Below are 13,800 nucleotides of genomic sequence, written 5' to 3' on the forward strand. Positions count from 1 at the left end.
GTTATTTTGTATAAAGTAAAATGTAAAAAGTAAAAAGAATAGTGAATAAGTAAAAGTGAAAATTGAGAAATTTACTTTTGTTCTAATTTCGTCTTACGTCTTACGTCTTACGCCTTACGCCTTACGTTATACGTGGTATGTTTTACGTTATACGTTTTGTTTTTGTAAAATGAAAAATGATTAGTGAATAACTAAAAGTTAAAATTGAAAAATTTACTTTTCTTCTAACCTATCCGTCACTTCGAGTAATTTTCGAAATGAAATGAATAAAATTTTATCGAGAAGTAAGACGATAAGTGGCTAGATGCATAAAATTGGTCAAAAATTCTAAGCTGCAATATTTCGATAATAAAATCATTTAATATAAAAGCTCGCAGTCTTTATAATTGATACTTCCTAGATATAGGCAAGATAAAGGCAGGATAAAGGCAGGATAAAGGCAGGATAAGGTATAGACAGTATATCAATTTGTATTTAACTAACCTTTATCCCATAACTATTAACCCAAAACATAAAACACTTTTAAAAATATTTCACCGAGGTTCAGTAAGTTAGGGATAAAAGTGAAAATAATTCCCAAAACCATTTGGAAGTTCGGAAAAACTTCCCCTATATTTGCACTCTCAATACGAAAGAAGAGTAGTATTGAAAACTTGAAATCGCGAAGAAGTAACTTATTAACGAGAGATGAAAATTAAGATTATTCTTAATAGAATCTTGAAAAAATAAAACTTCAAAAATTTTTGAAAAAAGATTTTGTAGTTTAAAAATAAGTATTACCTTTGCAACCGCAAACAACGAAAGAAGTTTGCATGACTAGAGAAGTTCATTTGAAATTACAATATAGACAGAAGAAATAAAAGCCGAATATAAATTAGGTCAATCCTTAAATAATAGAGTCATAAGGAAATTCGAAGTTGTAAAACATAGAAGCTAACGCTTCAAACAATATTTATTTACAATGGAGAGTTTGATCCTGGCTCAGGATGAACGCTAGCGGGAGGCTTAACACATGCAAGCCGAGGGGTAGAGATAGCTTGCTATCTTGAGACCGGCGCACGGGTGCGTAACGCGTATGCAACTTGCCCTACTGAAAGGGATAGCCCAGAGAAATTTGGATTAATACCTTATAATAAATTTCATTGCATGATGAGATTTTGAAAGATTTATCGCAGTAGGATAGGCATGCGTCAGATTAGCTAGTTGGTGAGGTAACGGCTCACCAAGGCGATGATCTGTAGGGGGCCTGAGAGGGTGAACCCCCACACTGGTACTGAGACACGGACCAGACTCCTACGGGAGGCAGCAGTGAGGAATATTGGACAATGGGTGGAAGCCTGATCCAGCCATCCCGCGTGAAGGATGACGGCCTTATGGGTTGTAAACTTCTTTTATATGGGGATAAACCTACTCACGTGTGAGTAGCTGAAGGTACCATATGAATAAGCACCGGCTAACTCCGTGCCAGCAGCCGCGGTAATACGGAGGGTGCAAGCGTTATCCGGATTTATTGGGTTTAAAGGGTCCGTAGGCGGACCAATAAGTCAGTGGTGAAAGCCCATCGCTTAACGATGGAACTGCCATTGATACTGTTGGTCTTGAGTGAGGTTGCAGTGGCTGGAATGTGTAGTGTAGCGGTGAAATGCTTAGATATTACGCAGAACACCAATTGCGAAGGCAGGTCACTAAGCCTCAACTGACGCTGATGGACGAAAGCGTGGGGAGCGAACAGGATTAGATACCCTGGTAGTCCACGCCGTAAACGATGGATACTTGCTGTTGGGCGTAAGTTCAGTGGCTAAGCGAAAGTTATAAGTATCCCACCTGGGGAGTACGTTCGCAAGAATGAAACTCAAAGGAATTGACGGGGGCCCGCACAAGCGGTGGAGCATGTGGTTTAATTCGATGATACGCGAGGAACCTTACCAAGGCTTAAATGCATAATGACGTATTTGGAAACAGATATTTCTTCGGACAGAATGCAAGGTGCTGCATGGCTGTCGTCAGCTCGTGCCGTGAGGTGTTAGGTTAAGTCCTGCAACGAGCGCAACCCCTATCATTAGTTGCCAGCGTTTAAAGACGGGGACTCTAGTGAGACTGCCAACGCAAGTTGAGAGGAAGGTGGGGACGACGTCAAGTCATCACGGCCCTTACGTCTTGGGCTACACACGTGCTACAATGGTAAGTACAGAGGGCAGCTACCTGGCGACAGGATGCGAATCTCGAAAACTTATCTCAGTTCGGATTGGAGTCTGCAACTCGACTCTATGAAGCTGGAATCGCTAGTAATCGCATATCAGCCATGATGCGGTGAATACGTTCCCGGGCCTTGTACACACCGCCCGTCAAGCCATGGAAGCTGGGGGTACCTGAAGTCGGTGACCGTAACAGGAGCTGCCTAGGGTAAAACTGGTAACTAGGGCTAAGTCGTAACAAGGTAGCCGTACCGGAAGGTGCGGCTGGAACATCTCATTTTTAGAGAACGACGAATTTTCTTCTATTTATAGAAGATTGACCTTTGTTCGGTTTTATTTACTGTCAAAATTGATTTCAAAAACATATATTACAAAGACCACTCTTTAAGAGTATTAAAGAGTCTCATAGCTCAGCTGGTTAGAGCGCTACACTGATAATGTAGAGGTCGGCAGTTCGAGTCTGCCTGAGACTACAACGTAAAACGTTTAACGTTGTACGTAATACGTAAAAAGAGGGGGATTAGCTCAGCTGGCTAGAGCGCTTGCCTTGCACGCAAGAGGTCATCGGTTCGACTCCGATATTCTCCACGAAGTCCTAACGGACAAGAAGAGTTCATTGACATTATTAGAAAAAGATAACAAGAAATTGTTAACGACATACAATCAAACAGAGATTAAGAAATTAATCAAAGCAATATAGAATTAAATAATAAACGATTTAATTCGGCAAATTGAAGGTATACAATTAAACAAAAACGAGTAAGATTAACATAACCGCTCATTATTATGACGGTTAAATTATGAAAAAAGTTACTAAGGGCGTACGGCGGATGCCTAGGCTTTGAGAGGCGATGAAGGACGTGATAAGCTGCGATAAGCTACGGGGAGCGGCACATACGCATTAATCCGTAGATTTCCGAATGGGACAACCCGGCATGTTGAAGACATGTCACTGCGCAAGCAGAGCGAACGTTGGGAACTGAAACATCTAAGTACCAATAGGAAAAGAAATCAATTGAGATTCCGTAAGTAGTGGCGAGCGAACGCGGATTAGCCCTAAAGACTTTATAATGCTAGCAGAATAACCTGGAAAGGTTAACCGAAGAGGGTGATAGTCCTGTAAGCGAAAGTGTTATAAGGTTGATAACGAGTAAGGCGGAACACGAGAAATTCTGTCCGAATATGGGAGGACCATCTTCCAAGGCTAAATACTCCTCAAAGACCGATAGTGAACTAGTACTGTGAAGGAAAGGTGAAAAGCATATCGAATAGATAGTTGAAATAGAACCTGAAACCGTACGCCTACAAGCGGTCGGAGCTCTACGGAGTGACGGCGTGCCTTTTGCATAATGAGCCTACGAGTTAATGTCACTGGCAAGGTTAAGTACTTCAGGTACGGAGCCGAAGCGAAAGCGAGTCTGAATAGGGCGTTAGAGTCAGTGGTATTAGACGCGAAACCTTGTGATCTACCCATGGGCAGGTTGAAGCTTTGGTAACACAAAGTGGAGGACCGAACCGGTTGACGTTGAAAAGTCTTCGGATGACCTGTGGGTAGGGGTGAAAGGCCAATCAAACTGGGAAATAGCTCGTACTCCCCGAAATGCATTTAGGTGCAGCGTTTAGTGAAGTATATTAGAGGTAGAGCTACTGATTGGATGCGGGGGCTTCACCGCCTACCAATTCCTGACAAACTCCGAATGCTAATATATGTTTCTAGGCAGTGAGGGCATGGGTGCTAAGGTCCATGTCCGAGAGGGAAAGAACCCAGACCATCAGCTAAGGTCCCCAAATATATGCTAAGTTGAAAAAACGCGGTTGGATTGCATTGACAGCTAGGATGTTAGCTTGGAAGCAGCTATTCATTTAACGAGTGCGTAACAGCTCACTAGTCGAGCGATCCGGCATGGATAATAATCGGGCATAAGCATATTACCGAAGCTATGGATTCATACTTATGTATGACTGGTAGGGGAGCATTCTAACGGCGCAGAAGTCACCTGGTAATGGGTGGTGGAGCTTTTAGAAAAGAAAATGTAGGCATGAGTAACGATAAAATAAGTGAGAAACTTATTCGCCGTAAGACTAAGGTTTCCTAAGCTATGCTAATCAGCTTAGGGTTAGTCGGGTCCTAACACGAACCCAAACGGGGTAGTGGATGGCAAACGGGTTAATATTCCCGTACCTGCACTCAATAAAAGTGACGAATGATTGTAGGAGGTGCGTGCTGACGGAATAGCACGTTGAACCTGCGTAAAGCAGGGATAGTACACAAATCCTTCGGGTGGCGTGATAATCCTCTGAAAATTGTTCCAAGAAATAGCGAGATGTGCAGCCCGTACCGTAAACCGACACAGGTGGTCGAGGAGAGTATCCTAAGGCGCTCGAGTGAGTCATGGTTAAGGAATTAGGCAAAATAGACCTGTAACTTCGGGAGAAAGGTCGCTGGCGTAAGTCAGCCGCAGTAAAAAGGCCCAGGCGACTGTTTATCAAAAACACAGGACTCTGCAAAATCGAAAGATGACGTATAGGGTCTGACACCTGCCCGGTGCTGGAAGGTTAAGGAAGGGGGTTAGCTTTGGCGAAGCTCTTAACTGAAGCCCCAGTAAACGGCGGCCGTAACTATAACGGTCCTAAGGTAGCGAAATTCCTTGTCGGGTAAGTTCCGACCTGCACGAATGGTGTAACGATCTGGGCACTGTCTCAACCATGAGCTCGGTGAAATTGTAGTATCGGTGAAGATGCCGGTTAATCGCAACGGGACGAAAAGACCCTGTGAACCTTTACTATAGCTTTGTATTGACTTCGGGTAAATAATGTGTAGGATAGGTGGGAGACTATGAAGCAGGTTCGCTAGGATTTGTGGAGTCATTGTTGAAATACCACCCTTTATTTACTTGGAGCCTAACTTCTAGATAGAAGGACAGTGCATGGTGGGTAGTTTGACTGGGGTGGTCGCCTCCAAAAGAGTAACGGAGGCTTTCAAAGGTACCCTCAGCACGCTTGGTAACCGTGCGTAGAGTGTAATGGCATAAGGGTGCTTGACTGTGAGGCCAACAAGCCGAGCAGGTGCGAAAGCAGGACATAGTGATCCGGTGGTTCCGTATGGAAGGGCCATCGCTCAAAGGATAAAAGGTACTCCGGGGATAACAGGCTAGTCTCCCCCAAGAGCTCACATCGACGGGGAGGTTCGGCACCTCGATGTCGGCTCGTCACATCCTGGGGCTGGAGAAGGTCCCAAGGGTTGGGCTGTTCGCCCATTAAAGTGGCACGCGAGCTGGGTTCAGAACGTCGTGAGACAGTTCGGTCTCTATCTGTTGTGATCGTTAGAAGTTTGAGCGGACTTGACTCTAGTACGAGAGGACCGTGTTGAACAAACCTCTGGTGTATCAGTTGTGCCGCCAGGTGCACCGCTGAGTAGCTACGTTTGGATGAGATAAGCACTGAAAGCATATAAGTGCGAAACTCGCCGCAAGATTAGACTTCTTTAAAGGGTCGTGGCAGACTACCACGTTGATAGGCTATAGATGTAAAGGCAGTGATGTCAAAGTCGAGTAGTACTAATTACCCATAAACTTTTTCAAATATTAATTTAACCGTCATAGAGAAGGTTAGTTAATCTTATTTGAATTGTATACTGGATTGTATAAGCAAGAGTATTTGTATTCAATTATCTAATAATGTCAAAAATAGATTAGGAATCAAACCTAATTAAAAATAACTAAGAAATTAGGGTGGTTATAGCGAAAGGGCTCACCTCTTCCCATTCCGAACAGAGAAGTTAAGCCTTTCAGCGCCGATGGTACTGCTATTGCGGGAGAGTAGGTCGCCGCCAGTCTTTATTTAAATCCTCAATCATTTATTTGGTTGGGGATTTTTTTATGCTATAAGCTCTAAATCTTTACTTTGTTAATGTTTCGTGCTGAATGAAAGATTTCCGGTGTCTGAGGTTCTCGAAGACAAAGGAAATCGGCACTTCGAGAACCTCAGTGACCGATTTTTGTGTGTGAATAAATGATTTTGAGCAAAAAGATTAGTGAATAACTAAAAGTGAAAAGTGAAAAGTGAAAAGTGAAAAATTACTTTTGTTCTAACTTCGTCTTACGCCTTAACATTCATCATTCCTAATTCCTAACTTCACCGTATGTCTTGTGCATGAAGAGTGGTTAAGTGATTAAGTGATTAAGTGATTAAGTGGTGATGTGTTTAAGTTAGGTAGGCTAATAGAAAGTGAAAAATGAAAAATGAAAAACGTATAACTTATTACATATAACTTTTTTTCATTCACCATGAGTTACTTCAATTCACAAACTATAAACTTTATTTGGAAGATGAGAAGCTGATACAAGTCCAGCTTGACAAGATTAGCCTTATGTCTTTTTTTTGTTGTGACGGGTAAACTTTAGTAATGTAAATAGAAAGTGAAAAATGAAAAACGTATAATGTATTACGTACACTTTTTACTAGATACTTTTCATGTTTATAGAGCAAGTCAAAATATTTTTATAAACTACCCATAAATGGGTAGAAAATTTTTAGGGATGCCCATTAATTTTATAAGTAATTAAACATGTAACAATTACTTATGAGACTAAATTTACTTCAAATCTCAAAAATTTATTTTTTAAAACCTTTAGGTGTAGCAATAGCTATGTTTATAGGAGGCAATTTATCAGCTCAAATTCATCCAACAAATAACGTGGTTTATGTGTCTCCAAATGGAGATGGTGATGGTTCATCATGGGAATCGACAACAAATCTAGCAGATGCTTTAAAATGGGCAAAAACCTCATCAGAATGGAACACCGCAAATGAATTACAACTTTGGTTGTTAGAAGGTGGTAATTATGTACCAAAATACAGGGGTAATGATTTATCTTATAATACATCTAATACACCTTTAAGAACTTTTGTTTTAGTTAAAAATGTTCAAATTTATGGTGGTTTTAAAGGCACTGAATCGTCATTGGATGAATTAAATGAATCGAGTGAAAAATCAATTATATCGGGAGATATTTTAGGCGATGATGTGTACAATATTGGGGAAACATCTCATAATTTCGAAAATTCATCTGATAATGCAACCCATGTATTTGTGGGATCTAATGATTTAGGACGTGCAATTCTATATAATGTTATTATTCAAGGTTCGAATGGATATTCATCGGGTGATTATAACGTGAATGGACAAGGTATTAATAACCAATATGGAGGAGGAATTTATTTGGATAATGCAAAATTAAGTGTTCAAAATTCAATTATTCGTTACAATAAAACGCGTCAACGTGGTGCAGGTGTTTATATTGAACATGGAGCAAAAGGTTATTTTCATAATGTTCTTTTTGCCTATAATCAAGCCCATACTAACGATGGTGATGGTGGTGCTGTTTTTATCAAAGGAGGTTCATCATCCGAATTACATTTGTTAAATTCAACATTGGTACGAAATTTTGCGTCAGATGGAGGTGCAATACGTATTGATGGTTCAGAAACGGTTCATATCTATAATTCGATTATTTATGATAATCATGTTCGTAATTCGGGAGCGAGTATTTCTAAAAATTCAGGTTCCGTAAATTATGCAACCATCAAAAATAATATTATTGCTGGGATTAATCAATCCGATAATTTTCAACAAGCGCCAGGCCATGATGAAGATTTTAAATTAACTCCTAATAGTTTTGCGTATAATAGAGGGAATAATGTTTTCTATACTAATTTGAATCAATTTGAAGCACCATCCAAAGATTTAGCATTGAATGATCGTAGGTATGAAACCATAGATTTAGGCGCTTATGAGTATCATCCTCCATTAGGAGTACAAAATATGATTTCGGAATCTATTGATATTTATCCTACACATTTTCAAAATGAGCTTAACATTCAATCAAAACATGAAATTAAATTGGTGACTTTTTCCAATGTTTCAGGTCAAGTCATTTTTCATTGTAAGACATCAAAAATAAATACCAGTCATTTACCAAAAGGTGTTTACATCTTAACGGTAGAAACACATCATAATAAAGTAAGTAAAAAGGTGATTAAAAATTAGTGATTAAAAAAAGCTCAACCGATTAGGTTGAGCTTTTATTTTATAGTAATAAAGGATTACCCTTCAAAAAATTCAGCCACATAGCGTTCGGCATCTAAAGCAGCCGCACATCCTGAACCAGCGGCAGAAATGGCTTGGCGATAAACCGAATCTTGAACATCACCTGCAGCGAAAACTCCAGGAATATTTGTAGCATATGTACGACCTTTAGTAATTAGATATCCTGTTTCGTCCATATCTAATTTTCCTTTGAATAAATCTGTATTTGGTTTGTGTCCAATTGCAATGAATACACCATCTACGATTAATTCGTTTTCTTCATTTGTTACGTTATTGATGATTTTTGCTTTTTCAACCACTTGCTCACCTTCTAATCCAATTAATTCGTGGTTGTATAGCACTTCTAAATTTGGCGTATTTGCCACACGATCTTGCATCGCTTTAGACGCGCGCATTTCGTTCTTACGCACTAATAAATAGACTTTGTTACAAAGTTTTGCTAAATACGTTGCTTCTTCAGCAGCTGTATCACCACCACCAACTACAGCAACATCTTTACCACGGTAAAAGAAACCGTCGCATGTTGCACAAGCTGAAACACCACTACCTGCATATTTCTTTTCGTCGTCTAATCCTAAGTACTTCGCAGAAGCACCCGTCGAAATGATGATCGATTTTGTTTGATATTCTGCTGTATTTGTTTTTACAGTATGTACATCACCATTATTTTCTCCAAAAATAACTTCTGTTACATATTCGTATTGAATTTTAGTTCCGAAACGTTCTGCTTGTTTTTGTAAGTCGGCCATTAATTCAGGTCCTGTAATACCTTCTGGATAACCTGGGAAATTCTCAACATCTGTTGTCGTTGTTAATTGTCCTCCTGGTTCCATTCCTGTTAAAACTAATGGATTCATATTGGCACGTGCAGCATAGATTGCCGCTGTATATCCTGCAGGTCCTGAACCGATGATAATTGTATCTAAAATATTTGAGTTCATATTGATTTTTTATTTTTGACAAATTTAAGTGATATCCTATTTAATTACTAAAAATGTATATCGTTATTTGTAATCGAAGGATTCTTCTAATTGATTTTAAAAGTTGATGATTTTATAAATAAGTTCAACCATTAATTCTGATGATGTAACATTTCCTGATGAGTTTACGCCTTTACTTTTCATATCATATTCTCGAATCAAAGAAATAATACGGGTTGCTTTCTTCAAGGGATAATTATTGGCTGCAGTCACTAGATCTTGTACGAAAAAAGGATTGATTCCAATTTCTTTAGCCACATTTGCTTTCGATTTGTCTGCGGTAATATGATATTGAATAATATTGGTGAAAAGCGAATAGATGACCGTCATCGTTACTACCATCGGGTTATCTTTTGGATTCTTTTCAAAGTATTTAACAATTTTAAATGCTTTTTCGATATTTCGAGTTTCTATGGCTGAACGAAGTTCAAAATTGTTGTATTCTTTACTGATTCCGATATGTTTTTCGATATCATCAACAGTAATTGTCTTTGTGACTCCAACAATTGTTTTTAATTTTTCTAATTCATTGGATAAACGAGACAAATCAGAACCAACATACTCAGCTAATAGAAATTTCGCTTTTGGATCAATGGATTGTTGGTTAGCTTTAATTCTTTCGTCAATGAATGTTGGAATTTCATTGGCGTATAAAGGTTTAAATTCAAAGTAGTAGCCTTTTGAATTTAATGTTTTGTAAATTTTTGTTCGTTTATCTAATTTTTTACCTTTATAGTTAAAGACCAATACAGTTGAATCTTGTACTTGATTCGCATAAGCATCCAAATCTTCGATGGATTTCGTTAAATGTTGGGCTTCTTTGACCAAAACAAAAGCTTTGTCAGCACCCATTGGATATTGTTTAGCAATTCCAACGACTTGGTTCATTTCTACGTCTTGACCATATACAATGGTTTGATTAAATCCTTTTTCCTCTTCCGTTAAGACATTCGCCTCTAAAGCGTCTGTGATTTGGTCGATGAAAAAAGGTTCTTCTCCTGCAAGAAAGTAGATCGGTAAAAACTTTTTGTTTTTTATATCTTTGATCAAAGATTCTACAGCACTCATACTATGACAGAATTAACTCAGTTAAATTTTCCGGCAAATTACCAAATTCGATTGAAAAAAGACCAAGAAACCACTTATATCTTTTGTAGAATTCGAAAATCTTGGATGGTTTATACGCCAGAAGAATGGGTAAGACAACATATTATTTTTTTCTTAATCGATACGTTGGGCTATTCACAGAGCAGTATTGCATTGGAAGTACCTGTGAACCAAACCGGAATGCGTAAACGAGCAGATATAGTGGTTTATCGTCAAGCGAAACCATATATCATGGTGGAATGTAAACGTCCATCGGTTCAGATAACGCAGCAAACATTTGATCAAATAGCTCGTTACAATGGAAAGATAGGAAGTCAATTTCTAATGGTTTCGAATGGATTGCATCATTATTATTGTATGATGGATTATGAGCAAAAACGCTATCAGTTTCTAAAAGAATTACCCAAACATAAAAAAGCCACTTCTTAAGAAGTGGCTTTATCCATTTATAAAAATCTTTATGAAAAGAATTATTTAATATCCAATTGGAAAACTTTGTCTAAGTCATCATTAGAATTTAACGAAACTTCAAGGTCATTTACTAGACCAGTTCCAATTCCGTAAACCCATCCGTGTAAGTGTAATTCTTGACCGTTTGCCCAAGCGTTTTGAACGATTGAAGTTTTTGCTAAGTTTAAAACTTGTTCCATGGCGCTAATTTCAACAAAACGATTGAATTTTTCATTTTCATCTTCGATTGCATCTAATTCAGCTTTGTTGAAACGGTATGTATCTTTAATGTGACGTAACCAGTTGTCAATTAAACCTACAGAAGCATTTCCCATGGCTGTTTTAACTCCACCACATCCGTAGTGTCCACAAACGATAATATCTTTAACCTTTAAAATATTAACTGCGTAATCTAAAACCGATAGCATGTTCATGTCTGTATGTACAACCATATTGGCAATATTACGATGTACGAAAACTTCACCTGGTTGAGCACCGATAATTTCGTTTGCCGGAACACGGCTATCGGCACATCCAATCCATAATAAAGGTGGTTGCTGACCTTCTGCTAATTTGTTAAAGAAATCAGGATCTAGCCCTAATTTTGATTCAACCCATGCTTTATTGTTATCTAATATTTGTTTGTAATATTCGTTTGTCATTTTTTTTAATTTAAAATTTAATATTTAAAGTTTGTTTGTTTTAGTGTGCTCCCGATACAATAGTGTAACCAAAGAATTCTCTAAATGATAGAGGATTGTCGACTGTTCCTCGTTCAGAAATTAATCTGATGTTGATATTATTGTTTTTTGCTTTGACTTTAAATTCGTCCAGATATTCGATAATATCGTAATCTAAAATTTTCGTTTTTCGAACATCTAACTCCAAGAAAGAACCTGGTTCAAGTCCATCTAATTCTTTAACAATAGCTCCACGGTTAACAAATGTAACCTCTTCTGCAAAATTCATGTGAAAAACATTTCCTTCTTTCACTAGCATTACGTGTGAGTTATTGTATGATTTGATCAATGAAACTACTACTCCAACAATAAGACCGATAATGATTCCTTTCAGTAAATCTGTAGCTAAAATGGCAATAACAGTTACTGCGAAAGGGATTAATTGATCTTTTCCAAGTTTTTTCATATCTAGGAATTGTTTTGGATTCCCTAGTTTATATCCAATGACTAATAAAATCGACGCTAATACGGCATTTGGAATTAAGTTTAAAAACATCGGAATAGAAATAACACTCACTAATAATAATACACCATGTAAGATTGTAGAAAGTTTAGATAAACCTCCACTCATAGCATTAGCAGAAGAACGTACAATTACTTGAGTAACCGGTAATCCTCCGATTAAACCTGATAAAGAATTACCAATTCCCTGAGCCATTAACTCACGGTTGGTAGGTGTTTGACGTTTTAAAGGGTCTAATTTATCCGTAGCTTCAACCGATAATAATGTTTCTAAGGAACCAACAATTGCAATAGTTATAGCTACTTGCCAAACCAAAGGATTGGTTAAACCACTAGCAAAATCAGGTAAAGTAAATTGTCCGATAAAATCAGTTACTGATTCAGGAACTGGCACTTTTACTAATAAATTATGATCGATAGAGAAGACATCACTGTTTGATCCTCCTACAGTAACTTGATAGGCAATTCCGACCAATACTGCAACCAATGATCCAGGCAGTAATTTAAAGAATGATGATTTTTTTCCTAAGATATTATCCCAAACAATTAAAATAAATAAGGAGATAATTGTAATCACAATTGCACCCGTTGTGATTTTGGTAAGATCATAACTTGCTGCATTAAAAGGCTCAAATGTTCCGTTGTATCCTAAGGCTAAAGGAATTTGTTTTAAGAAGATTGAGATTCCAATGGCACATAACATTCCTTTAATAACTGAAGAAGGAAAGTAATATCCAATGACACCTGCTTTAAGTATTCCTAATATAATTTGGATAATTCCTGATATAACTACAGCCACTAAGAATAATTCGTACGTTCCTAGGTCCGTAATTGCATTTAATACGATAACGACAAGACCAGCTGCGGGCCCGGATACTCCAATTGGTGATTTAGAAATAAAACCAATCACGATACCTCCAATGATACCAGCAATAATTCCAGAAAATACTGGCGCACCACTTGCTAATGCCACACCAAGACACAATGGTAGTGCAACGAAAAAAACAACAATACTCGCTGGTATGTCTTTTTTCCAGTTTTTAAAAAGATCCATAAAAATGAATTAGATTATTTAAAATTAAAATGTTTGAAATAGGTTAACCTGTTCTAAACCAATAAATGGATAGAATGCGTTAAATATTCGTCTACGAAATTTTAAATAAACTCAGGAGGTGGAGTAGAAAGACTCACTTTTAACAGTGAGTATAAGTCAAGGTGAAAGAACTCTTGTTTATTTGACTTTTGATATAAGTCAGAGAAACTAAAAGAATATTTGACTTCAGTGTTCAGCTTTTCAAGGATTTCAAACATATTTGATCCTTGTGTTTCATTTTCTTCAGATGAATTTGTATTCGAATAGTAATTGTTACTTTCATCTTCATCATCTTGTGATAATTCAGCTTCAATACAATTCTTTTCCATTTTATCTAAGTAATCGACATACCCAGCGTATCCTCTGAAATTCATCGAAAAGATCAATATCAGAGAAAAGAAAATACTGTAGATATGCTTACCTAGTTTTAAATTCATCGCATGGCAAAAATAAAGTTTTAGGTGTAAAAACAAAATAAAAAGTCCCTAAAATAAGGTTAAATTTATCTTTTTCGGCTTATTTAAAAGAGTAAAACCCTGTATTTTAAATCAGTAAAAATTTTGATAAATATGACAAACATTATCATAAATCAATAGAATATACATGGGATTTGGGGTATTTTTGCAGAAAAATTTAGGATTTGAAAACATATATTGCACTTTTA

The 13,800-nt window shown here is 37.5% G+C and carries 7 protein-coding genes, 2 tRNA genes and 3 rRNA genes; 7 read left to right on the top strand and 5 right to left on the bottom strand.

Going from position 1 to position 13,800, the window contains the following annotated elements:
• Window positions 1-958 precede the first annotated feature (958 nt).
• The 6 genes from AC1QSP_RS00005 to AC1QSP_RS00030 all read left to right on the top strand — a co-directional run bounded on the left by AC1QSP_RS00005 (window position 959) and on the right by AC1QSP_RS00030 (window position 8,244).
• Window positions 959-2,475 (top strand): 16S ribosomal RNA (locus AC1QSP_RS00005).
• Window positions 2,476-2,594: 119 nt separating this feature from the next.
• Window positions 2,595-2,668, top strand: a tRNA-Ile gene (locus AC1QSP_RS00010).
• A 41-nt stretch (window positions 2,669-2,709) separates the two neighbouring features.
• Window positions 2,710-2,783 (top strand) — tRNA-Ala (locus AC1QSP_RS00015).
• 215 nt (window positions 2,784-2,998) lie between these two features.
• A 23S ribosomal RNA gene (locus AC1QSP_RS00020) occupies window positions 2,999-5,776 on the top strand.
• A gap of 146 nt (window positions 5,777-5,922) precedes the next feature.
• Window positions 5,923-6,030 (top strand): 5S ribosomal RNA (gene rrf, locus AC1QSP_RS00025).
• The 16S, 23S and 5S rRNA genes sit together here with 2 tRNA genes alongside, the layout of an rRNA operon.
• A gap of 747 nt (window positions 6,031-6,777) precedes the next feature.
• Window positions 6,778-8,244, top strand: coding sequence for a T9SS type A sorting domain-containing protein (locus AC1QSP_RS00030; RefSeq protein ID WP_484079220.1), 1,467 nt, complete (start codon window positions 6,778-6,780; stop codon window positions 8,242-8,244).
• A gap of 56 nt (window positions 8,245-8,300) precedes the next feature.
• On the opposite strand, the gene trxB is transcribed toward AC1QSP_RS00030, so the two are convergent.
• Together trxB and holA are read right to left on the bottom strand one after the other, a co-directional pair.
• Entirely contained in the window at window positions 8,301-9,245 is a 945-nt protein-coding gene (gene trxB / locus AC1QSP_RS00035) for a thioredoxin-disulfide reductase (RefSeq protein WP_484079221.1), read from the bottom strand.
• Between the two features lie 96 nt (window positions 9,246-9,341).
• A complete protein-coding gene (gene holA, locus AC1QSP_RS00040) occupies window positions 9,342-10,352 on the bottom strand; it encodes a DNA polymerase III subunit delta (RefSeq protein WP_484079222.1) in 1,011 nt (336 codons plus the stop codon).
• A 3-nt stretch (window positions 10,353-10,355) separates the two neighbouring features.
• On the opposite strand from holA, the gene AC1QSP_RS00045 reads away from it, so the two are divergent.
• Window positions 10,356-10,820 (top strand): type I restriction enzyme HsdR N-terminal domain-containing protein, encoded by a 465-nt coding sequence (locus tag AC1QSP_RS00045; RefSeq protein WP_484079223.1) that lies wholly within the window; start codon window positions 10,356-10,358, stop codon window positions 10,818-10,820.
• 41 nt (window positions 10,821-10,861) lie between these two features.
• Here the strand turns inward: AC1QSP_RS00045 and AC1QSP_RS00050 are convergent, their stop codons facing one another.
• From AC1QSP_RS00050 to AC1QSP_RS00060, 3 genes are all read right to left on the bottom strand, one after another.
• Window positions 10,862-11,503: a carbonic anhydrase gene (locus tag AC1QSP_RS00050; RefSeq protein ID WP_484079224.1), complete on the bottom strand. Its 642-nt coding sequence runs from the start codon at window positions 11,501-11,503 to the stop codon at window positions 10,862-10,864.
• A 40-nt stretch (window positions 11,504-11,543) separates the two neighbouring features.
• The gene (locus AC1QSP_RS00055; RefSeq protein WP_484079225.1) at window positions 11,544-13,097 is read right to left on the bottom strand and encodes a SulP family inorganic anion transporter; all 1,554 of its coding nucleotides are present in this window, start codon (window positions 13,095-13,097) and stop codon (window positions 11,544-11,546) included.
• 101 nt (window positions 13,098-13,198) lie between these two features.
• Entirely contained in the window at window positions 13,199-13,510 is a 312-nt protein-coding gene (locus tag AC1QSP_RS00060) for a hypothetical protein (RefSeq protein WP_484079226.1), read from the bottom strand.
• Between the last annotated feature and the right edge of the window lie 290 nt (window positions 13,511-13,800).

The organism is Faecalibacter sp. (assembly GCF_057177045.1).

Excerpts from the sequence above, each read along its gene's own strand:
- AC1QSP_RS00060 (WP_484079226.1), bottom strand. The coding sequence starts at position 13,510 with ATGAATTTCAGAGGATACGCTGGGTATGTCGATTACTTAGATAAAATG.
- holA (WP_484079222.1), bottom strand. The coding sequence starts at position 10,352 with ATGAGTGCTGTAGAATCTTTGATCAAAGATATAAAAAACAAAAAGTTT.
- AC1QSP_RS00030 (WP_484079220.1), top strand. The coding sequence starts at position 6,778 with ATGAGACTAAATTTACTTCAAATCTCAAAAATTTATTTTTTAAAACCT.
- AC1QSP_RS00055 (WP_484079225.1), bottom strand. The coding sequence starts at position 13,097 with ATGGATCTTTTTAAAAACTGGAAAAAAGACATACCAGCGAGTATTGTT.
- AC1QSP_RS00045 (WP_484079223.1), top strand. The coding sequence starts at position 10,356 with ATGACAGAATTAACTCAGTTAAATTTTCCGGCAAATTACCAAATTCGA.
- AC1QSP_RS00050 (WP_484079224.1), bottom strand. The coding sequence starts at position 11,503 with ATGACAAACGAATATTACAAACAAATATTAGATAACAATAAAGCATGG.
- trxB (WP_484079221.1), bottom strand. The coding sequence starts at position 9,245 with ATGAACTCAAATATTTTAGATACAATTATCATCGGTTCAGGACCTGCA.